A 21,646-nucleotide genomic window follows, 5' to 3' on the forward strand; every position below is an offset into this window, starting at 1 on the left:
TCGGAGTCATATGAAAATGCTGAAAATCAACAATTTGCACGCCACCGTCGAAGACAAGGCGATCCTCAACGGCCTGTCGCTGAACGTGAACGCGGGCGAAGTCCATGCCATCATGGGGCCCAACGGCTCGGGCAAGAGCACGCTGTCGCAAGTGCTGGCCGGCCGCGACGACTACACAGTGACCGAAGGCTCGGTCGAGTATGAAGGACAGGACCTGCTGGAAATGTCCATCGAGGACCGCGCCCGCTCCGGCCTGTTCCTGGCGTTCCAGTATCCCATCGAGATCCCCGGCGTCTCCAACGCCTACTTCCTGAAGGCTGCCGTCAACGCCGTGCGCAAGCACCGCGGCCTGCCCGAACTGGACGCCATGGACTTCCTGCAGCGCGTCAAGGCCGAAATGAAGGCCGTCGGCATGCGCGAGGAATTCCTGTACCGTTCTGTGAACGAAGGCTTCTCGGGCGGCGAAAAGAAGCGCAACGAAGTGCTGCAGATGGCGCTGCTGGAGCCCAAGCTGGCCATCCTGGACGAAACCGATTCGGGTCTGGATATCGATGCGCTCAAGATCGTGGCCGACGGCGTCAACCGCTTGCGCTCGCCCGAGCGCGCCCTGGTCGTGATCACGCACTATCAGCGCCTGCTGGACTACATCGTGCCGGACTACGTGCATGTGCTGTCCAAGGGCCGCATCGTCCGCTCGGGCGGCCGCGAGCTGGCGCTCGAGCTGGAAGAGCACGGCTACGGCTGGATCGACGAAGAAGCGGCCAAGGGAGCCCGGGCATGAGCAGCGTACAACCCTGGAACGATGCATTCCGGGCCAGGGCGGCGTCCCTGCCCGGCGCATCGATCGATTGGCTGGCGCAGCGCCGCCAGCAGGCCATCAACCGCTTTGCCGACGAAGGCTGGCCCGGCGCGAAGCAGGAAGGATGGCGCCATACCTCGCTGGCCAGCCTGGAACAGTCATTTTTCGGCTGGGCCGACGGCGGGCGGGATGCACGTGGCAGGGCCGAGGCCTTGCTGCAGCCGTTGAAGCAATCACAGACTGGACACTGGCTGGTTTTCGTCGACGGCGTTCATGATGCGGCGCTGTCCGATATCGGCTCGCTGCCGTCGGGCGTGCGCATCGAGACGCTGGCCGCGGCCGTGGATCGCGATCCCGCCGCGCTGGAAGGCTGGCTTGGAGACGCGGACGAGGGCGCTTCCGTACATGCGCTGAACCTGGCGCTCGCCGCCGACGGCGCGTTCGTGTCGCTGCCTCGCGGCGCGGCGCTGGAAGCGCCGGTCCACCTGGTTTTCCTGACGCTGACGGGTGACAGCGCGTCGTTCGTGCGCAATATCATCGTGGCCGACAACGGCGCGATCGCCACAGTCGTCGAGCATTATCTGGGTGAAAACGGGCTGAACAGCTTCACGAATACGGCGACACGCACATTCGTGGCCAGTGATGCGAACATCACGCATCTGAAGCTGCAGCAGGAAGGCGACAAAACCTTCCATATCGGCGCCATCGATATCACGCAGGAAGGCAAGTCCAGCCATGAATCGCATTCATTGTCCTTCGGGGCCAGGCTGGCCCGCACCGACATTGCGACGCATCTGCTCGGCACGCATTGCGAAACCCTGCTCAACGGGCTGTATTTCGTGGACGGCCGCCGGCATGTGGATCACCATACCCTGATCAACCACGCGCATCCGCATGGCGCTAGCCGCGAGTATTATCGCGGCATCCTGGCCGATGCGTCGCGCGGGGTATTCAACGGCCGCATCCTGGTGGCCGAAGGCGCCGACCGCACCGATGCGATCCAGCGTTCCGACAGTCTGCTGCTGTCGCGCCTGGCGCGCTCCGATGCGCAGCCCGAGCTGGAAATCTACGCGGACGACGTCAAGTGCGCGCACGGCGCGACGGTCGGCCAGCTGGATGCCGACAGCTTGTTCTACCTGCGCTCGCGCGGGATGGACAAGGAGCATGCGCGCAGCATGCTGATCTACGCTTTCGCCGCCGAAGCGCTGCAGCGCATCCAGTCGCAATCGCTGAGGGCTTCGGCTATCGGCGCGATCCGCGGCCTGCTGCCTGGCGGCGATGTTCTCGGAGAACTCGCATGAGCGAAGCAGAAGCACTTCAGGTACAGGAAGGCCTGCTGGATCGCGCCGCCGATTTCCCGCTGCTGGCGAATCCGGTGCACGGCAAGACGCTGCATTACCTGGACAATGGCGCAACCACGCAGAAGCCAGCGTCCGTCATCGAGGCGGAGCGCGTCTTCTACGAACGCTCGAACGCCAATATCCATCGAGGCGTGCACTGGCTGTCGCAGCACGCCACCGACCTGTACGAGATTGCGCGCGAATCCGTGCGCGGCCTGCTCAATGCAAGGCTGGCGAACGAAATCGTGTTCACGCGCGGCACGACCGAAGCCATCAACCTGGTGGCCGCATCGTGGGGCAGGGCGAACCTGAAGGCGGGCGACGAGATCCTGCTGACATGGCTGGAGCACCACTCCAATATCGTGCCCTGGCAACTACTGTGCGAGCAGACCGGCGCGGTGTTGCGCGTGGCGCCCATGACCGAAAGCGGCGAAGTCGACCTTGACGCATTTCGTGCACTGCTGAACGAACGCACGCGCCTTGCTGCATTCACGCACGTGTCCAATGCATTGGGCACCGTGAATCCGGTCGAGGAAATGACGCGCATGGCGCACGAGGCCGGCGCCCTGGTGCTGATCGACGGCGCCCAGGCGGTGGCTCACCAGCGCGTCGATGTGCAGGCGCTGGATTGCGATTTCTACGTGTTCTCGGGACACAAGCTGTACGGCCCCACGGGTATCGGCGCATTGTACGGACGCAAGGCCCTGCTCGATGCCATGCCTCCCTGGCAGGGCGGCGGCGACATGATTCTTACTGTCGCTTTCGAAGGCAGCACCTATGCCCCCGCGCCGCAGCGCTTCGAAGCGGGCACGCCCAACATTGCCGGCACGGTCGGCCTGGCCGCAGCCATCGAGTATGTGCAGTCCGTGGGGCTGGACGCCATCGCGCGCCATGAGCAGATATTGCTCGACTACACGCAGGAACAACTGCAGCGGCTGCCGGGCATCCGCATCCTGGGCACGGCAGCGCACAAGGCGGCCATCGTCTCGTTCATGGTAGACGGCATCCATCCGCACGACCTCGGCACCATCCTGGATTCCGAGGGCGTGGCGATCCGGGCCGGCCACCATTGCGCCATGCCCATCATGACGCATTTCGGCATTCCGGGAACAGCCAGGGCGTCTTTCGCGCTGTACAACAGCCTGGCCGATGTCGATGCGCTGGTCGATGCCATCGGCAAGGCGCAATCACTGTTCGGCATAAGGAGCTGATATGGGCGCTGGTGATCTGCGCGAGCTCTACCAGGAAGTCATCTTCGATCACAATCGCAGTCCGCGCAATTTCCGCAAGATCGAGGACGCGACGCATTCCGCCGATGGCCACAACCCTCTGTGCGGCGATCAGCTTACGGTGTATGTCAGGCTGGAGGACGGCCGCATCCAGGATGTCAGCTTCATCGGCCATGGCTGCGCCATTTCAACCGCATCGGCGTCGTTGATGACGGAAGCCGTGCGCGGCAAGACGGTGGATGAGGCCGTGGCGCTGTTCCGCGACATGCACATCATGCTGACCGAGAACCACCCGGAAAAGGATTTCGGCAAGCTGGAGGTGCTGTCGGGCGTGCGCGAATTTCCTGCGCGGGTGAAATGCGCGACGCTGGCGTGGCACACGCTGCACAACGCCATCACGCAATCGATGGAAACCGCCAAGACCGAATAGGCCGGGGCTCGTAGCAATGAGGCATCACAGGAGTCTGCTTGTATGAGTTACTACAGCGACACAGAAGAAATCAGGGTCAGCCGCGATTGCCCCGCGGTCACGATTCCGTACGGTTCTCCGGTCACTATCGAAGAGGGCTGCATGGCGCGCATTACGCAGCAGCTGGGCGGCAGCTATACCGTCCTGGTGGAAGGCAATCTGTACCGGGTGGAAGGCAAGGACGCCGATGCGCTGGGGCTCGAAGCAACGGATTCGGAGCTCCCACGCCCGGACGGCCCCATCACGGAAGAGTACGTGCGCAATATGGCGTGGGATCAGTTGGCGACCTGCTTCGATCCCGAAATCCCCGTCGATATCGTGAATCTCGGGCTGGTCTACGGCATCGACGTGGTCGAGCTGGGGCCGGAACGCTACCGCATTGAGGCTCGCATGACGCTGACTGCTCCTGGCTGCGGCATGGGCACCATGATCGCCGACGAGGCCAGGATCAAGCTGCTGGCCATCCCCGGCGTCGAAGAGGCTGTCATGGATCTGGTCTGGGATCCGCCCTGGGGCCGCGAGATGATGAGCGAAGTGGCGCGCCTGCAGCTCGGCATGCTGTAGCCGCGATTTTCTGACAAATGACGCCAGCTTTGTCTTGGCGCAATATCGGGCGGTTCCCTGCGTGATACCATCGTGCGCATCATGATGCGATGGTTCCAACGACATCTCCGTTTCTGCTCCCTGGCGCTGCTGCTCGCGCTGGGGGCGCAAGGTGTCGCCGCGGCGTCGCTGTCATTCTCTCCCTCGCCCTCATCCGGGCATGGCGACTTTCCCATCGTCATCTGCACGCCAGCCGGCATGATGGTGCTGCCGGCGGACTATCTGTTCGATGACAACGGCGACACGACGGATATCATCGCCCAGAGTCCGCAGCACTGCATTTTCTGCGCGGCCGCGCATGCAGTCCCGGCGCTGCTGGCTTTCAGCTTTTTCTTCCTTCCCTCAGATACCCAGGCTCCGTCATATCCCGCTGCAGGGCGGGAGGTTTTCCTGCCGGATGACGATGCCTGGATGCGGCTGCCCGTCAGGGCGCCGCCGCTCGCAAGCTGATCCTGTTTCCAGGATTGTTTTCCGCACCACGACAGCCACCCGCTGATACCGCCGAATGACGGTTCGGGACATGGCGCGCCTGCAAGCCGGCGCGGCGTGACCTGCTGGCTGGATGCGGCAATGACCGCATCGCGCGCGAACCATCCGTGTTCCGGAGCGCCTGCGATGTCCGTTTATCACTGCGCGGTATGCAGCCGCATGAAGCGCTGCGCCAGCGCTCGTCGAGTCTTGCGAGTCGAATCATGAAACCAGAACTCCAGTCTTCCTTTGCTCTCCTGTCTCTCATAACGGTCTTTCCGCTTGCCAATGCGCAGACGGTTCCCGTGTTTACTTTGTCTCCTACGGTCGTGACGGCCCCTGCCACCGAAGCACCATTGACTGTAATCACCGACCCCAAGGCGCCCAGGCAGCCATTGCCTGCCCATGATGGCGCCGACTTCCTGAAAAGCATTCCCGGTTTCTCCGTCATCCGCAAAGGCGGCACGGACGGTGATCCTGTATTTCGCGGATTCTCCGGCTCCCGGCTGGGCATTCTGCTCGATGGCCAGGAGATCTACGGCGGTTGTGGCAACCGGATGGACCCTCCAACGGCCTATGTGTACCCGGAACAATATGATCGCGTGATCGTACGCAAGGGGCCGCAGAGCGTGCTGTACGGTGCGGGGCAATCGGCGGGCGTAGTCCTGTTCGAGCGCGATATCCGGCGGTTCGATGTCTTCGGCTGGAAGGGCAATGCCAGCGCTACGTTCGGCAGCTTTGGCCGCAACGACCAGATGGCTGATGTGCGCGTCGGCAATCCCGACTTCTATGTCCAGGCCGGCGCGACGCGCGCCGATGCCGATGACTACAAGGATGGGGATGGCCGCAAGGTGCATTCCTCCTACACGCGCTGGAGCACCAATGCCGCCATAGGCTGGACGCCGGACGATAATACCCGGCTGGAACTGTCGGCTGCCCTCAGCGACGGCGAGGCAGCGTACGGAGATCGCTCCATGGACGGATCGAAGTTCCGACGCGAGAATGTGTCGCTGGCATTCGACAAGCAGCGCATATCTCCCCTGCTGGAAAAGGTCGAGGCGCGCATTTATCGCAATTATGTGGATCATGTGATGGACAACTACAGTCTGCGCGACAATCCCGGCGGCGGCATGATGTCCTTCAGGGCCATGAATCCCGACAGGGAAACTGTCGGCGGCCGTGCGGCCGTAACGCTGCGCCTGGCTGAGCCGCTGCAGGTGGTGACGGGTTTCGACATGAAGCACGATTCTCACCGCAGCCGCATGGGCATGGGCGCCAGCGCCGAGGCAGCGGACGGCTACAGGAACCTGGAGCGCAAGAAAAACATGGCATTCCGCCAGTTCGGCCTGTTTGCGGAGGCCACCTACGAACTGAGCGACGAGCAACGTGTCATCGGCGGCGTCAGGGTGGATCGCCATGAGGCCGAGGACCAGCGCAAGACCGTCGGTTCCATGATGATGCAGCGCCCCAATTCCCTGCATGGACAGAAGGACAAACGCACGCTGACCAGCGGGTTCGCCAGGTTCGAGAGCGATTTCGCCGATGGCGCCGGCACCTATTATGCGGGCGTCGGCCATGCCCAGCGTTTTCCGGACTATTGGGAGCGCATGAACCGGGTCGATGCCGACGGCAAGGATGCCATCCTGAGCGTCAAGCCGGAAAAGACCACGCAGCTCGATATCGGCATGACCTGGAAGCGTGGCGATTGGATGGCTTCCTTGTCGGGTTTCTATGCGCATGTCGATGACCAGATCCTGCTGGACTGGAGAAACGCCAGCGCCGTCGTTGCGCGCAATGTCGATGCCCGCGTCATGGGCGGGGAATTGGATCTGGGCTACCGCTTTCACCCGAAATGGCAGGCGACGGCAAGCGTGGCCTATGTCTATGGCAAGAACCGCAGCGACGATCGCCCATTGGCGCAACAGCCGCCGCTGGAAGTGCGCCTGGGCTTGAACTACGAGACAGGCCCTTACTCTGCAGGGGTGTTATGGCGTGTGGTTGCGTCGCAGGGACGCTATGACAAAGGCATGGGCGGCATCGCCGGGCAGGACGTGGGCGAGTCCGCGGGCTTCGGCGTGCTGTCGCTCAATGCCGGCTGGAAACCACGCAAGAACATTCTGCTGACGGCAGGAGTCGATAATGTATTCGACAAGACCTATGCCGAGCATCTGTCGCGCAGCGGCGCGGAGATAGGCGTCATCCCGCAAAGCACGCGGCTGTACGAGTCAGGCAGGACTGTCTGGATGAAGATGCAGATTGCGTTCGATTGAGGCGGAGTGCCCGCTGGCGCTGGATCGGAGATTCAGCGCCAGACCTGTTTTCAGGATCCTTGAGGCGTATCGCTGTCTTGTTCCGGCAAGAAGTCCGGGGCGGCAGCATTATCGCTGGCCGCAGGCTGTGTCTCCGAAACCGCCGCAATGCTTTCCTGCCCGGATGCGAAAGGGGCAGTTCCGGCTACGAGCGGCGCAGGGGTTTGTTCGACGGCCTGTTCCGCCGTTGTTTCGGCGCCGGCCTTCGTTTCAACGCCGGGCTCAGCGGGTGTTTTCGCGTTCGCAGCAGGCGTCTTGACCTCCTTGGCGGCTTTCTTCTGCGCGTTGCGCGCCTGCCAGCGCTGGCGGGAGGCCAGTTGCTTGGCGCGCTTGGCCTCGGCTTCGGTGACGACGCCGACGACTTCGCCGGACAGGTCGATGCGGGGCGCGTCCAGCACCAGGCAGCTCCAGTAGCGGCTGCCCTGGCACCAGGTCTGTATGGCTTCCTTGATCTCTTCCTGAGTCAGGCCCAGCGTTTCCGATTGTGCGTACAAATCGTTGTGGATGCCGAGCTTCAGCGGCACCTTGGGATCGGGGCGCTTGGGAAAGGCCTTGGGGTACTGGCGCTGCAGGCGTGAAATGTTCAGCACCACGGGCTCGACCTGGGGCTGCGGCTCCCGGCGCGGCTTCTGCGCCGTACGGTTCTTGTCCTGCGCTTTGCGCTGCGCCTTTTCCTGCGCGGGCTTGCCGGCCTGCGATGGGTGCGAGGCCTCGTCCTTCCTGGAGGAAGGTTTGCGCGCGGGCCGTTTGTTTTTTGCCGCTTCCGCGGCTAGCTGATCGCGAAGAGCAGCGAGCTGTTCAAAACCCATGTCGGACGTACTGTATGAGGTGCAGGTTGAGTGCGGTTGAGGGATGGCGCGATTGTAGCAGGCAAGGGCGGCGGGACAGGCCGCCGCCCTTGCCGCGCTCAGGGCGCGGGGTTGGGATGATCCCGGTGGATGGACGCGATTTCCTTCAGAACCTCTTCCGGGAGCGAGATATCGATGCTGTCGATATTTTCCTTCAGTTGTTCGAGCGTCGTGGCGCCGATGATATTGCTGGCGACGAACGGCTGTTCGTTGACCCATGCCAGGGCAAGCTGGGCGGGCGACAGGCCGTGATCCAGCGCGAGCTGGACGTAGCGGTCGGTGGCTGCGATCGTCTGCGGGCGGCTGTAGCGGTCGAATCGGGTGAACCTGCTCAGGCGCGCGCCTTCGGGACGCGCGCCATTGCGGTATTTGCCAGTCAGCATGCCCATGCCCAGCGGCGAGTAGGCCAGCAGGCTGACCTGCTCGAACTGAGTGAATTCCGACAGGCCGGATTCGAACAGGCGGTTCAGCAGGCTGTAGGGATTCTGGATGGAGGCGACGCGGGGCAGATTGTGCGTTTGCGCCAGGTGCAGGAACTGCGCCAGTCCCCACGGCGTTTCGTTCGACAATCCGATATGGCGGATCTTCCCGGCGCGGACGAACTCGTCCAGCACGGAAAGCGTTTCCAGGATGGGCGTGGTGGTTTCGTCCTTGACCCAGGGGTAGGCCAGCTTGCCGAACGTCGCTGTGGTGCGGTCGGGCCAGTGCAACTGGTAGAGATCCAGGTAGTCTGTCTGGAGGCGTTTCAGGCTGTCGTGCAGCGCCTGGGTCAGATTGGCGCGATCCAGGAAGGTCTTGCCTTCGCGGATGTGCCCCGGACGCTTGGCGTCGCGCACCGGGCCCGCCGCCTTGCTGGCCAGGAAGATATCCTGCCGGCGGCCGCTCTTGGCGAGCCAGGTGCCGATATAGCGTTCCGTCAGGCCCTGCGTTTCCGGCCTGGGCGGCACGGGGTACATCTCGGCGGTGTCCACCAGGTTGATGCCGCGATCCAGCGCGAAGTCGATCTGCGAATGCGCTTCGGCTTCCGTGTTCTGTTCTCCCCACGTCATGGTGCCCAGCCCGATGAGGCTGAGTTTGACGTCGGTGCGGCCTAGGTTGCGGTATTTCACTGCGTGTTCTCCGGAACGGATGGGGGAAGCAGAATAGTTTGCCTCAAAGCGCAAGATCCTGCAGCGCCGCCAGGTGATTTTTTTGCCGCTGGGTGATCATTTTTCGTTTCTGATCCGGTATGGATGATAACGCTTCCTATTTCATGGGGCGCTTCACCATAACGAATAAAACTACGGGGAATGAAGAATGAGGTCTTTGTCGCGTCGCTGCGTCCGGTCCGCCGGGCGGTTCAGCATGAAAACATCGCTGGTGCTTCATGTGCTTGCCGCGGCGGGCGTGGCGGGTGGGGTGTTGCATTATGGCGAAGCGCAGGCGCAGGCGGCGGCGCGCCATTACACGATTGGTGAGGGCCAACTGGGACATGCCCTGTCGGAGTTCGCCGCAGTCGCCGGCGTGCAACTGATGTTCGATCCGCTGGTGCTGGCGGGCCGTACGACTGGAGGCCTGCAGGGCGATTATGCCGTGGACGAGGGCTTTGCCGTTCTGCTGTCCGGCTCGGGGTTCGAAGCGATCCGCGCGCCTGGCGGGGAGTATGTGCTGCGCGCCTTGCCGGATACGCCCCGGACGCAGGCGGATGGCGCCGATGCTGACGCCGACGTTACGGCATTGGCGAGCATTACCGTCGCCGGCGCGCAAAGCGAAGGTTCCGCCCCCAACACCGGCTACACCGTCACCCGCACCTCCAGCGCCACCAAGCTCGACCTGGCGCCCAAGGAGACCCCGCAAAGCATGACCACGTTCACGGCGCAGCAGATCCAGGACCAGGGTCTGCTGGCGCTCAATGAGGTGCTGGACCAGACGCCCGGCATCACGCTGGTGACCGCCGGCGTGGCCGGCGCGGGCAGCCAGCCCATCTACTCGCGCACCTTTCCCGTCACCTCGGTGCAGATGGACGGCGTCATGGCCAGCACCTATATCCTGTCGGGCTCGGCCAATGGCGACATCGGCATGCAGGATTCCTTCCTGTACGAGCGCATTGACGTGATCCGCGGCTCGAACAGCCTGACGGGCGGGGCGGGGGATGCCTCGGCCAGCCTGAATTTCGTGCGCAAGCATCCCTATGCGGATCGCCACCTGTCGGCCAGCCTGAAGTACGGCAGCTGGAACACGCGCCGTGGCGAATTCGACTTTTCCACGCCGATCAACGACAGGCTGCGCGTGCGCCTGGCGGCGGCCCTGCAGAAAGGCGACCATTGGGTGGATCGCGTCAGCAGCGACCGCCAGGCGGTTTCGTTGATAGGGGAACTGGACGTGACCGCCAGCGACCGTGTCAGCCTGGGCGTGACGCATTTCGACTATGAGCTGAAAGGAGCTTCACCCCATGGGATTGCGCGCTATTCGGAAATTCTGGACTATACGCAGGACGGCCGCCCATATGCGCAGGAAACCGAAGCCGTGGACCGCAACTTCAACAACGCCACGCCCTGGTCGCGCACGAAGAGGAAATACACCAACGTCTTTGCGAGCTGGGAGCACATATTCGACAACGACTGGGCGCTGAAGGCCAGCTTCAACTACGCCAACAACAAGGACGACAAGCTCTACGGAGAGATCGGCACGACTTACTATGTGCCCTCGGCCGACCGCGCATCCTATGCTGCCAGACGCGACGATAGGGAAAACGAAGTCAAAGCCTTTGACCTGCACTTGAAGGGCAGCTTCGAACTGGCCGGACGGCAGCAGGATTTCGTTGTCGGGGCCAACTATTATGCAGTGCATCGCAAGCTGCACTGGGGGTACGCATCGGACTCAGCGAACAATAACGCAGTCATTGGCGGATACAGCGGGCAGCATAAGCAGATGTGTTCTGAGGAAGCATTTGCCGCACTTGACAATAGCCGTGAAGTCTATCGGCCATACGCGGAACTCATTTGGGGGTCGTTGGAAGCATTTGAGGCCCATTTTGATCAGCAGATTCAACTACGAACTGAGACATGCGAATACAAATCCGGCATTTCCATCGGCGAATGGAATGCCAACGGCGGCAACAGGGCGCCAACGGAATGGACAGTGGAGGGCGGCTATTCCGGCTATCAGAACCTGTTCGACAGGCAGATCACTACACATACCAGAACACGCCAGACTGGGCTTTATTTTGCCAGCCATCTGCGTCCGTTCGAGCGCACGCACCTGATCCTGGGGGGGCGCTGGGCCAGGGACAGGCAGGATGATCCTTACTTCACCTGCAGCGCTGATGCCATTCAATCCATCAGGAATTACTGCGAAGGCAATTACGTCAGTCGGGCCGCCACGCCGCACAGGCTGGAACCCAAATTCCTGCCCTATGCCGGGCTGATCTATGAAATCACGCCGCAGATCAACGCCTATGCCAGCTATACCACGACCTATGTGCGCGACATCAACTCCAACAATACGACCAATCTCGCGACGGGAGAATGGCTGTCTCCGGTGCGCTCCATCACCTATGAAGGCGGCCTGAAAGGCGCATTCTTCGACGACCGGCTCAATGTCGCCGCATCGTATTTCAAGATGCGGCAGAAGGATTTCCCCTACCAGACCTACGATGCCAGCACCTCGGGCACGACCGACGAGGGCTGGCGCGTCTATGGCTGGGAATTCAACATCGCCGGCGCCATTACGCCGAACTGGAATATCGCTGCCGGTTACGTCAAGCAGAAACAGGTCGTTCCCTCGAATGCGGGAGAAGTCCTGCTGGGCGCGCGCGACGATTTCACCGCTTCCTATCGCGCGCCGGAAAAATCCTTCAAGCTTTTCACGACCTACCGCCTGGACAAGCTGACGCTGGGGCTGGGCTGGCGCTGGCAGAGCAGCACGCAGTCGGCCTGGATTCCCACGCACAAAACCCAGGTCGAGCAGCAAATGATGAAGCAGGACGCCTATCACCTCGTCGACCTGATGGCCCGCTACCAGATCGACAGGAATTTCAGTATGCAGCTGAACGTCAACAACGTGTTCGACAAGGTCTATTACCAGCATGAGCGTTCCTATATTTCTGGCGCGCCGCGAAATGTGTTGCTTACCTTGAGCTATCGGCTGTAAGAGTTGTTTTTGCGAAACCCGAGTGGTTTCAGGAATGTCGGTCGCCCGCTCGCAATGCATACGGTCGAAGGAAGGGTAGTCCGACAGGCTATCCGCCATGGCGAGGCGCCCGCCTTTTGGCGCCGATTTGATGTTCCTTTCGTCAAGGAGTATTGCAATGAAGATCCGTAAACCCATCATGTTTTCCGCCGCCTTGCTGGCCGTTGGCTTCAGCGGTGCCGCCGCCGCATGGAACCAGTTGGACCTCAACCAGAACGGCAATGTCGCCAACGCGCCTTATCTGGGTTCGTTCAACTACAATGGCCAGACCTATGGTCCGTCCACGGCGCTGTCCGTGCCCGACCAGTCCAGCACGACCATTGCCAGCACGTTTGATCTGAACAGCCTGCAGGCGTTCAAGCTGTACGGCAAGGACGGCGCCAACGGCCATGGCCACAACGACATTCTGCTAAGCGTGAACGACAACTCGGCTGCCGCCAACGCGCCCGTGGTATACCGCCTCTATCGCCAGAACTACTCGGCGGCCGTGGTCAACCTCTCGCGCGGTACCGAGGCCCGCCACTTCGTCAAGAGCGTGGTCGGCGAGCAGACCACGCCCGGCACGCTGGTAAACGGCACCTACAGCTATACCGGTGTGGCGTTCACCAATTTCCCGCGCGGCGACTTCAACTATGGCGTAACGGTTTTGGGCCCGAGCTCTGCCGTGGGACAAGGCACGTTCTCCCTGAACGAGATCAAGATCCCCGGTTCGCAGTCCTCGACCGGCGATGATATTTTCTTCGACATCAACAGCGGCAAGCTGAACGCGACCAATCTCATCGCTACATCCAATGGGTTGGTGTTCAATGGCGGCGTCACGGTAACCGATGCGGATGTCAGCAATGCGGATGCATGGGCCGAAATCGGCGGTCCCTCGTCCAGCGCCACCTACAACCTGACCCTGTTCGGCCCGAACGGCGCGGAAATCGCCGGTTCCATCCAGGGCCTGCCGGATCGCATCGGCTCTGCGGCCATCATCGGCGTCAAGCAGTAAGCCGCAATGGCGCCTGGCAGTCGTCCTTGGTGTATAAATAAATATCAATATTATTTGCAATTCTATTTATATCCAATGACGACGGCCAGGGACCATGCCGGTCCTGGATTGCAGGGGTGCATCATGCCCCTGCAATCCTTTTGCGCATCCCCGCATCCGCATCCCGGAAATCCCATGCCGTCTTTCATCCTGCTTCGCCGTTGTTTTGCCGTTTCGCTCGTCCCGGGCTTGCTCGTACTGTGCTTCCTGCACGGTACGATCCGAGCTCAGCCTGCCGCTCCGGCTCCGGGGCTGCCTGCGCCGATACGTCCGCTGGAGCCGGAGCAGCCGTTTCTGCCACAGCCGCAGTCGCCCACGCCGTCGATCGTGCACCGCCAGCCCGCGCAGCCGGCACAGCCGCAGGTGGAGCTCACCGATCAGGACCTGGCGCGCGACGTCAAGCTGACCGAGATGATCCTGAACCAGGCGATGCTGCAGGAAGACTGGGACACGCTGCGACGGATCATGCGCTTCTATCCATGGATGCGAGGCGTCGATTCCATCCTGCGCGACTATGTGCAGGGCGCGCTGCTGCGGCACGACGGTCGTCTGGCGGAAGCGATCATGCTCTACCGCCGGCTCGTCGAACAGCATCCCGATCTGGATTATGTGCGTCTGGAACTGGCCACCATGCTGATGGAAGACCGGCAGTTCAGGCAGTCCGACGCCGAACTCGCCCTGTTGCGCCAGCGTCCGCTGGAATCCGCGGCTCAGCGCAGCATCGTGCTGTACCGGCAGGCGCTGGCGCAGCAGCGCCGCTGGGATTTCCGGCTGGGCGCCGGACTGGCCTATAACAACAATGTCAATTCGGCCAACCGCGACCGTATCTTCTATCTGCCCCTGGCCGTCGGCGAGTGGACATTCTGGGCGCCTTTCGCCAAGGGCCGGGATGAATTGCCCAAGTCGGACTGGGGGCTGAAATATGCGGGCGGCGCCAGCGTCGAACGCAATATCGCCGGTCATCACTACTACACCGTGAGCGCCGACATCGACGGCGTGGCCTACGAGACGGAACGCGACTACAGCGATCGTTCGCTTACCCTGCGCGGAGGCTATAAATGGCAGAACTTCGATACCTGGTTCGCGGCTACGCCGCAGATCGGCCAGATATGGATGGGAGGCGGCCGCTACAGCCACAACCGCGGCCTGAGCATGGAATACGGCTGGCGCCCCACGCAGGCCTGGCAACTGATGGGATCCTGGCTGTGGCTCAAGCGCAAGTATGATGATCAGGATTATGCCGCCTATGATGGCCACCTGGACATCATGTCGCTGACGGCGGTGCGTATTTTCTCGCCGAGCCTGCTGGCCTTCGGTAGCCTTGGCCTGCAGCGCGAATCGGTCGCCGCGTCCGAATATTCCTACCGGTTTCCCTGGCTGCAAGCGGGCGTGGTCAAGACCTTCGGCAATACGCTCGGCGCCCGCGTGAGCGCCCGCTATGGCAGGCAGTCTTATGACGCACCCTATGCCTTGTTCCTGAACCAGAAGAGGCGCGATCGCGAACTGCGCATCGATGTTTCGCTCTGGGCGCCGGGTTTCAAGATTGCCGGCCTGGAACCAAAACTGAACGTCAGCTACCTGAAGATCACCAGCAACCTGCCCATATACGAGCGAGACCGCACCGAGGTCAGCTTGATGTTCGAGAAAAAATTCTGAAGGCCTGAAGGGATGTCTTCAGGCCGGGCCTACGTTGATCCAGTAACGGCTCAGCCGGTTGACGCGCAAGGGGAAATGGCGTTGCAGCAATTCCAGGGCGGCATCGGTATTCGTCAGCTTGATGGCGCCGGAAATACGCAGATCCGCTACATCGGGATGGCAGCGCAGCACACCTTTGTGGTAACGCCCCAACTCCTGGATGACGTCGGCCAGGCGCATGTTCTGGGCGACCAGCATGTGGTTTTCCCAGTATGCGGCGGAATTCTCCAGCCGGGACGGCGTCGCAATACCGGATCGGGTGAATGTCGTTTGCCAGCCGGCGGATATGATCAGGAGTTCTGCTTGATCCATTTCGCTCGGCTGGATGGAAACGGCGTGTTCAAGGACAGCGACGAGCGTGCTTTCATTGGATAGGTTCCTGACGGAAAATCGGGTGCCCATGGCTTGTATCAAACCGTGCGATGACTCCACCAGGAAAGGTCGGGACGGTGTTTGTTGATCCGGGTGCGTACGGACCAGAATTTCGCCGCGCCGTAGGCGCAACCGGCGTTCGCTGGCCGTGAAGGCGACGTCAACGGCGGATGCCGTGTTCAGCACCAGCTCGGTGCCGTCGGCAAGCGTGAAAGAACCGATTTCTCCCGTGGCTGTCGTCAGGTCGGCGGTCCAAGACTGCCATGGCATACGATACGCCAGCAGCAGGCCGGAGGGAATCAGGACGCCTGCCGTACAGAGCGTGCGCAGCAGATGGCGTCGTTTCATCGAGCTCAGCGCCTGTATGGCGTCTTTGCCTATGTCGGCGGGAAGTTGGCGGAATGTCTGCAGGACGGCCTGGGCATGCTCCCAGGCTTGCGCATGGGCCGGGCTTTGGCGATACCAGCGCACAAAAGCTTCGCGGTCTTTTTCGCCAAAGGTGTCGAATTGCTGCGTCAGCGCCCAGTGGGCCGCTTCGTTCAGCAGGTCCGCTTGAGAAGAACTGGAGGAAGGATGAGCTGTCATGATGGTGTCCGAGTGGATATACCGGGGTTGCCGGATCCGGTCAGCATCGATTGGCCACTGCGCAGTCATGGACGTCAGCCTTGTCTGGCGGATCGTCGAAAGCTAGGCGGGCGCTCATGCAGGCGACCAGCGCCTTGTGCAGATGTCTGCGCACAGTAATGACGGGCATGCCGGTTTTTTGGGATATCTGCTCCAGGGTTAGGCCATGGATTTGCGCCAGCAGAAAAGCGGTGCGCGTCTTTTCCTGCAGGCTGGAGAGCATAGCGTCGATTCGGACCAGCGCTTCGATGACCAGGTAGCGCTCCTCAGGTGAAGGCTCATGCTGGGCTGGCGCATGCGCCAGCGCTTCCAGATAGGCCTGCTCGACGTCCTTGCGCCGCCAGTGATCGATGAGCAGGCCTTTGGCGATATGCGTGAGCAGGGCGCGAGGCTGCGGCTGCGGCGTATTCCTGTATCGGGATTGCATCAACCTCAGGAAGGTGTCCTGCATCAGATCCGCGGCATCGCTTGCGTTGTTCAGCTTGCGGTGCAGCCAGCCTTTCAGCCAGCAATGATGACTGGCATAGATCGTTTCCACAGAAGTTGCGGCTGGCGACGGATCAGGAGAGGGCACGGCATTGCCTATCTTCGTAAACGAGAATTATTCCTAATTATATAGTTAGTGATTGCCTGTGACAATCAATCAAGGCGGGCGGTATCGGGAGCTTCAGGCGGGAGCGGACTCACGTGCGGGCCGGGATGCAGCAGGCTGAAGATACAGTGTGGAAGGATTCTTGCGTTTGAAAAAAAATAAATTGTGTTCTATAATCTTTTGCTTGTTCGGGGCGTAGCGCAGCCTGGTAGCGCACTTGCATGGGGTGCAAGGGGTCGAGTGTTCGAATCACTCCGTCCCGACCAAAAAAATACCCTGAAAGGCCTTACAGTGAATCACTGTAAGGCCTTTTTCATTTTCTGGCAGTAATGCTCAGGCCCTCTCCGGATGCCTGTCCTTGGGGCAGGAAACCTTCAGCTCCGTCATGATCGCGGCTTGCGCCGTATTGCTGTTGTGCTGCCTGGATGCTGGGCCAGCCCAGAGTGGCGCCGCGCGATATGGCGGTATATACCGCCGCATTCCGGCTATGGACGTCCAGCCGCTGATACAGCATTTCCGTATGCGCCTTTGCCGTTGCAACCGAAATGTTCAGCAGGCTCCCGATCGTCTTCATGGGATATCCGCGCGCCAGCAACACCAGCACCTCGTACTGGCGCGGCGTCAGGCCCAGTTTTTCGCATTCGCGTTCGGATCCGGATGCGCTTGTTCGTGCATTCCAGCGCGCGGGTTCGGCATGGGGGATCGGCGCCATGCCATTCGCATTCGCCGGCCTTTCGGCGGCAGCCGGGTTCTGGAGGGGAAAACAGGTTCCTCCCGCCAGGACCAGCTTGACGGCGGCAAGCAGCAATTCGGGAGTGGCGCTCTTTGGGACGTAGCCCAGGACGATGGGGGGACATTCCTGGATCCAGTCCGGTATGCCGCTGCTTTCGGAAAGCAGGAGTATCGCCTTGGGCTCATAGGCATGGCTGGCGGCCGAAATGAGCTGGTGAAATCGTTCGAATGAGGGGATGGAAAGGATGAGGAGCTCGCACCCTTTTTCGGCGCAGGTCTCCGAAAGGGCGGTGTAGTCGACGCCTTTTGCGGTGCTGCCCGACAGGCCTGAGGACAAAAGCTGCAGGATACCCAGCCGCAGCAGCGGGTGTGGTTCAACGAGCATGATCGCAGACATGTCGCATTCCTCCCGGGTGCGTCTGCCTGGGGCAAACGCCACTGCGTATCTAACTGTCGGCTGTAGCGACAGATTATTCTTGAATTATGAAATGTAGAATAATGGAAAGAGTAATATTTGAATTAAATTGAAATAATGATGCATTAATTTGCTTATTTTTTATACCTTGATATTTCAATCAGGGCAAGGAAATTGATAGCTTCTGCCGGATTCCGGCAATGACCCCTCTTTTCCGGTAATGAAAATGACGATGTCGCAGGTTTCGCCCGAGTTGCGGCTGATCGCCATATTGCTGAGCGCGGTCGGCTTGCCGGCGGCAAGAGTGACATTGCTGCCTTGCCTGATGACGGCGCGGCCTTGGGGGCCTTCCCTGACAGCCTGTATTTCGTAGTGCAGGGGGCCGCCTCCGGCGCTTTGCACATAAGGAACGATGACGCTGGGCTGAGTGCCGGCGACAGTTTCCAGCCAGACTTGGATGTCGGCATCCACGTTCATGAGCGTTTTCTCCTGAGGCAATCACTGGAGTCGGAAACGCACGGGCCCTGGGGTGCCGGGCTCGTGCGCAAGCAGACTGCCGAAGCAGTCTGCCCGATCGGCATCAGTAGCCGGTCTGAACGACGTTGGACGTATTTCCGTAGCCATTCTGCGTTACGTGGCTGGTGTGATTCCTGCCCATCTGGACGACGTTGGAGCTATTGTTGGAGCCGACCTGCGTAACGTAGGAAAGAAGATCCCTGCCGTTTTGCATGGTATAGCTGTCATTGCCTGAGCCGTGCTGCGCGACGGTAGCGACGTTCCTGTCGCTGGAATGAGAGCCTGTGCCGGTCTGGTTGATCGCGGCGGTATTGCCGGAAGACCATTTGCTGCCGCCTTGCTCGATGTAGGCTTCGAGATGCGATCCTTTCTGCACGATGCTGGCGTCGTGGCTGCTGCCGGCATACTGGCTGATGTAGGCGCTCTGGTTGTTGCCGCTGCTATGATAGCCATAGCCGGACCGGCCTTGTTCGATGTAGGCGGAGCTCCGGCTGGCGTCCTGGTCGATGCCGGCGCTGGAGCTGCTGACCCGGTTCTGATCGATGGTGTTGTTGTTGCGGTCGCCAGTGGTGGATACATAGGCTGTCACGAAGTTGGTCCCGGTCTGGTCGATGACATTGAGGTTGCGATCCCCATGATTGACCCAGATCTTGGCCGAGCTGTTTTTCGTGTTGTCCTGGTTGATATAGCTTCTATCCCTGTCACCCTGCCAGACATTGACCAGCGCGGTCGAGTTCGTGTTGTCATCCTGAGTGATGGCGGCATAGTTATTGTCGCCGGTCTGGTTGATGGCTCCCTGGGTGTTGTTGTTGTCGTCCTGAGTGATGAAGCCCTGGTTGTAGTTGCCTTTTTGATAGACGTCCGCCGTGTTGGCGGCCATGACGGCCGTCGAGCCGAAGGCTACGGCGATTCCCAGGGCCAGAGTGGACAGTTTGGTTTTCATGTGTGCTCTCCTCGAAATAAAGACCTGCTTCCCTTCTCAGTCATCCGGCGGCCTTTGAGACCGGACGGCTGTTGCCTGGCAAAATGCGCGGTCGATGTTTCTACTGATTGGGCTCGACTGCGCCGCTGCTTGCCTGGTTCGTCGAGGCATCGTCTTCGGGCAATGCCAATGCATAGGTTTGTTCTTCCTGCAAATAGTTCTGGAAGAGGGGGGAATACCAGTCGTCCTGGTTTGCCAGCGCCCAGTTGCCGGCCTTGACGCCTTGGACTGTGAGATGGATGACGGCAGCCTCGATCGCTTCCTTCACGCACAGCTGCGCCGGCTCGTTGCGGGTGATGCCGCCCTCGACCTCGAGCAGGTCCTTGAAGTTCACGAACTTGAAGACGCTGGGCCGGACCTCATAGGAAAAGATGGTCTTGGTGGTCGATACCGTCTGCAGGACTTCTCCCGTACGTATGTCGACGCTGCGCAGCCCCACGGTGACCTGATCCACGCGGTATTGCGTCGACAGGCCTATGCCCAGGAACCTGGCGCCCAGGCCGCCGGTACGCACATTGCTTTCATACGAGATGATGCCTCCGTTGATCAGGATGGATGCGGGCACCAGCGCGGGAATATGGATGCTTGGCGCCTTGTCCTGCGATCCGTCCAGCGCGCGTACGATGCGCCGTTCCGTGAGCAGCTCCTGCAGGCTCTCGCGTTCTACGGGAGTGAACCATCCCGATTCCTTCAGCGCCTTGACCAGCATCGATGCCGCTCCTTGCGTGACCGAGGTCGAGAAAGAGCTGTCGGGCGCAGGCTTGTATTGGCCGGTCTGGTCGCGGAAGCCATAGACCGCGGCGGTGATTTTTCCCTTGGGCGGAGGCAGGCTGCGCAGATCGTAGGTTGATGGAGTCGCTGGCGTGAGCTGCGCCGCATTGGCGACCTGGGAAGGTTCGCGGGGCAGGGCGCATGCCGAAACCAGCAGGCAGGAAAGGATGGACAGACTGAGCCGGAGGGATCGTTGCGAGGGCGACAGGCGGCCGGGCCATGGCAGGGCGTTCATCAGAAACCTCCCAGACTGCTGACCTGGAATGTGGTGACATTGCCGGTCGACTTGTCTTCGGTGGTGACCGAGAAGATGCCGCCGCCCATGTCGGCGATCGTGATGATGAAGTTTTCCGTCTGCAGCGTGCCGGGCACGAAATTTCCCTGCGCGTCGAACAGCTTCGATGCGGCTGCCGAAGACAGGCGGTTCAGGATCGAGCGCTCGAGGCTTTCCTGGAAGTTCTGCAGCGGCGTGCGCTGTTCGATGCCGAGCCGGTCGGAGTCAATGTCCGGCGCCTTGTGCTTGTTGGTGGCGATGGCCGAATTCAGCAACACGGGCCCGTTCAGGGGGCTGCCGCCGAAAGAGGGGTTGAGCGGGTAATACACCAGTTCGGTGGCTCCAGCGGATGTCGTGCCTGCGCACAGGCATAGCGTCAGCACGGCGCTGCGAATTCGGGGTTGTTTTTGTGCGGACATCATCTTCTCCTTTGGATAGCTATAGTTCTTCGGGCGCCAAATCGTGGTCTTGGAAGGTCATGCGGTGGATTTCGGTGCGGGTGATGTTCTGTTCGACGATTGCGGCAGCGGCTTCCGCGACTCCCTTGGCGGCCTGGCGGGCCGGCGACAGGAATGTATGGAAGACGCGATCCTGGCGAAACTGGATCCAGATCTCGCTGCCCCAGCGGGCCGTCGGCCGCTCGTAGATGGCGATCGAGTACCGGTTGTTTTCGTTGAGCTCATTCCAGTACGTGGAAAAGTACTGATAGAAATCGTTGCCCAGTACCGTGACGGTCCGGTTCACGATCACGCCTTGGAGCGGATCTTCGAAAATCGTCTTTTTCTCCTGTTCCGCTGCAAGCTTGTCCATGGCGGTTTCGGGAAGGCTGTTCTTGACCGCACTGCCGTTCCTGACGCCGTTCTGCTTTGCGCCAGCGCTTTTTGCCGCGTTGCCCTTTGCGATATCGCCCTGCGCCTGGACCAGTGTTCCCGGCAAGGCCAGTGCAACGGAAAGTGCAACTATGGTCAGCGGTCTCATCGCCAAAGCCCCTATTGATCCGTGCAAGCTTGAATTTTTTTACGTCTGGAAATCTGTTTGCAAGCCAATGATAGAGATGTAAAACGCGCCGAACATGCGGCGTATGGCGTAAGCCTCGGGCGGTTATTTGTCCTAGGAGCAAATGCCGGTGTGAGTGCCGCCGGCCCGATCGCGCGTTCCAAGGGTTGGAATCCCTCCGTCTTCGCCGTACCGGAGTCGTTTGTTTTGATGATTTTTGCGAGGCTGCGACGTGAGGCTTCCTGGGTGGAAACCGGGCCTTTGTCTATGAAAAATGGCTAAGGGTTAGTACCAACAGCCAAAAGTACTAGACCTTTTGAGCGCCAGCCCTAGGGTAATTGGCGCATGTCGTACGCGCAGCGGTGTCTTTATCCTATTACAAAAGAAAAAAAACATTTCGGTGCGTAAG

Annotated in this window: 21 protein-coding genes and 1 tRNA gene; 12 read left to right on the forward strand and 10 right to left on the reverse strand. The window is 60.8% G+C overall.

The genetic code is table 11. The features are described from left to right. The first annotated feature begins 16 nt into the window (after positions 1-16). From sufC to EV686_RS04975, 7 genes are all read left to right on the forward strand, one after another. Positions 17-781, forward strand: a complete 765-nt coding sequence (gene sufC / locus EV686_RS04945) for a Fe-S cluster assembly ATPase SufC (protein WP_132474867.1) — start codon at positions 17-19, stop codon at positions 779-781. Next, positions 778-2,100 carry a Fe-S cluster assembly protein SufD gene (sufD, locus tag EV686_RS04950; RefSeq protein ID WP_132474137.1) on the forward strand — a complete coding sequence of 441 codons (1,323 nt, stop codon included), beginning with the start codon at positions 778-780 and terminating at the stop codon, positions 2,098-2,100. Before sufC ends, sufD begins: the two co-directional genes overlap by 4 nt. Beyond that, complete coding sequence (locus EV686_RS04955; RefSeq protein WP_132474139.1) at positions 2,097-3,350, forward strand: cysteine desulfurase; 1,254 nt, start codon at positions 2,097-2,099, stop codon at positions 3,348-3,350. The genes sufD and EV686_RS04955 overlap by 4 nt, the downstream gene beginning before the upstream one ends. Position 3,351: 1 nt before the next feature. Next, the gene (gene sufU, locus EV686_RS04960; RefSeq protein WP_132474141.1) at positions 3,352-3,798 is read left to right on the forward strand and encodes a Fe-S cluster assembly sulfur transfer protein SufU; all 447 of its coding nucleotides are present in this window, start codon (positions 3,352-3,354) and stop codon (positions 3,796-3,798) included. Between the two features lie 42 nt (positions 3,799-3,840). Then, positions 3,841-4,401: a putative Fe-S cluster assembly protein SufT gene (sufT, locus tag EV686_RS04965; RefSeq protein WP_132474143.1), complete on the forward strand. Its 561-nt coding sequence runs from the start codon at positions 3,841-3,843 to the stop codon at positions 4,399-4,401. Between the two features lie 81 nt (positions 4,402-4,482). Then, entirely contained in the window at positions 4,483-4,890 is a 408-nt protein-coding gene (locus EV686_RS04970; protein ID WP_132474145.1) for a DUF2946 family protein, read from the forward strand. A 242-nt stretch (positions 4,891-5,132) separates the two neighbouring features. Next, positions 5,133-7,178, forward strand: coding sequence for a TonB-dependent copper receptor (locus EV686_RS04975; protein ID WP_132474147.1), 2,046 nt, complete (start codon positions 5,133-5,135; stop codon positions 7,176-7,178). Positions 7,179-7,228: 50 nt separating this feature from the next. Here EV686_RS04975 and EV686_RS04980 read toward each other — a convergent pair whose 3' ends face one another. Together EV686_RS04980 and EV686_RS04985 are read right to left on the reverse strand one after the other, a co-directional pair. Then, positions 7,229-8,026 carry a ProQ/FinO family protein gene (locus EV686_RS04980; RefSeq protein WP_132474149.1) on the reverse strand — a complete coding sequence of 266 codons (798 nt, stop codon included), beginning with the start codon at positions 8,024-8,026 and terminating at the stop codon, positions 7,229-7,231. 98 nt (positions 8,027-8,124) lie between these two features. Further along, entirely contained in the window at positions 8,125-9,174 is a 1,050-nt protein-coding gene (locus EV686_RS04985; protein WP_132474151.1) for an NADP(H)-dependent aldo-keto reductase, read from the reverse strand. A 235-nt stretch (positions 9,175-9,409) separates the two neighbouring features. Between EV686_RS04985 and EV686_RS18795 the strand changes: the two genes are divergently transcribed. The 3 genes from EV686_RS18795 (at position 9,410) to EV686_RS05005 (ending at position 14,924) form a co-directional block, all read left to right on the forward strand. Next, positions 9,410-12,196 (forward strand): TonB-dependent siderophore receptor, encoded by a 2,787-nt coding sequence (locus EV686_RS18795; protein WP_243650747.1) that lies wholly within the window; start codon positions 9,410-9,412, stop codon positions 12,194-12,196. A 157-nt stretch (positions 12,197-12,353) separates the two neighbouring features. Further along, complete coding sequence (locus tag EV686_RS05000; RefSeq protein WP_243650748.1) at positions 12,354-13,229, forward strand: hypothetical protein; 876 nt, start codon at positions 12,354-12,356, stop codon at positions 13,227-13,229. A gap of 174 nt (positions 13,230-13,403) precedes the next feature. Further along, positions 13,404-14,924, forward strand: coding sequence for a surface lipoprotein assembly modifier (locus EV686_RS05005; protein ID WP_132474153.1), 1,521 nt, complete (start codon positions 13,404-13,406; stop codon positions 14,922-14,924). A gap of 18 nt (positions 14,925-14,942) precedes the next feature. Here EV686_RS05005 and EV686_RS05010 read toward each other — a convergent pair whose 3' ends face one another. Together EV686_RS05010 and EV686_RS05015 are read right to left on the reverse strand one after the other, a co-directional pair. Then, on the reverse strand, positions 14,943-15,920 hold the full coding sequence (locus tag EV686_RS05010) for a FecR domain-containing protein (protein ID WP_165972503.1): 978 nt from the start codon (positions 15,918-15,920) through the stop codon (positions 14,943-14,945). A 40-nt stretch (positions 15,921-15,960) separates the two neighbouring features. Further along, complete coding sequence (locus EV686_RS05015; RefSeq protein ID WP_243650749.1) at positions 15,961-16,497, reverse strand: sigma-70 family RNA polymerase sigma factor; 537 nt, start codon at positions 16,495-16,497, stop codon at positions 15,961-15,963. Positions 16,498-16,740: 243 nt separating this feature from the next. On the opposite strand from EV686_RS05015, the gene EV686_RS05020 reads away from it, so the two are divergent. After that, positions 16,741-16,817, forward strand: a tRNA-Pro gene (locus EV686_RS05020). A gap of 47 nt (positions 16,818-16,864) precedes the next feature. Here EV686_RS05020 and EV686_RS05025 read toward each other — a convergent pair. The 6 genes from EV686_RS05025 to EV686_RS05050 all read right to left on the reverse strand — a co-directional run bounded on the left by EV686_RS05025 (position 16,865) and on the right by EV686_RS05050 (position 21,219). Further along, the gene (locus tag EV686_RS05025) at positions 16,865-17,680 is read right to left on the reverse strand and encodes a response regulator transcription factor (RefSeq protein WP_132474159.1); all 816 of its coding nucleotides are present in this window, start codon (positions 17,678-17,680) and stop codon (positions 16,865-16,867) included. A 174-nt stretch (positions 17,681-17,854) separates the two neighbouring features. Then, a complete protein-coding gene (gene csgH / locus EV686_RS05030) occupies positions 17,855-18,175 on the reverse strand; it encodes a curli-like amyloid fiber formation chaperone CsgH (RefSeq protein ID WP_132474161.1) in 321 nt (106 codons plus the stop codon). Between the two features lie 103 nt (positions 18,176-18,278). Beyond that, entirely contained in the window at positions 18,279-19,157 is an 879-nt protein-coding gene (locus tag EV686_RS05035; RefSeq protein WP_132474163.1) for a hypothetical protein, read from the reverse strand. Between the two features lie 100 nt (positions 19,158-19,257). Continuing rightward, on the reverse strand, positions 19,258-20,202 hold the full coding sequence (locus tag EV686_RS05040) for a CsgG/HfaB family protein (RefSeq protein WP_132474165.1): 945 nt from the start codon (positions 20,200-20,202) through the stop codon (positions 19,258-19,260). Further along, entirely contained in the window at positions 20,202-20,663 is a 462-nt protein-coding gene (locus EV686_RS05045) for a curli assembly protein CsgF (protein WP_132474167.1), read from the reverse strand. Before EV686_RS05045 ends, EV686_RS05040 begins: the two co-directional genes overlap by 1 nt. Before the next feature lie 16 nt (positions 20,664-20,679). Then, complete coding sequence (locus EV686_RS05050; protein WP_132474169.1) at positions 20,680-21,219, reverse strand: curli production assembly/transport protein CsgE; 540 nt, start codon at positions 21,217-21,219, stop codon at positions 20,680-20,682. 57 nt (positions 21,220-21,276) lie between these two features. Here EV686_RS05050 and EV686_RS05055 point away from each other — a divergent pair, with 57 nt between their 5' ends. Next, a complete protein-coding gene (locus EV686_RS05055; RefSeq protein WP_132474171.1) occupies positions 21,277-21,519 on the forward strand; it encodes a hypothetical protein in 243 nt (80 codons plus the stop codon). Positions 21,520-21,646: the final 127 nt, after the last annotated feature.

Source organism: Paracandidimonas soli (genome assembly GCF_004342005.1).
GTDB lineage: Bacteria > Pseudomonadota > Gammaproteobacteria > Burkholderiales > Burkholderiaceae_B > Paracandidimonas > Paracandidimonas soli.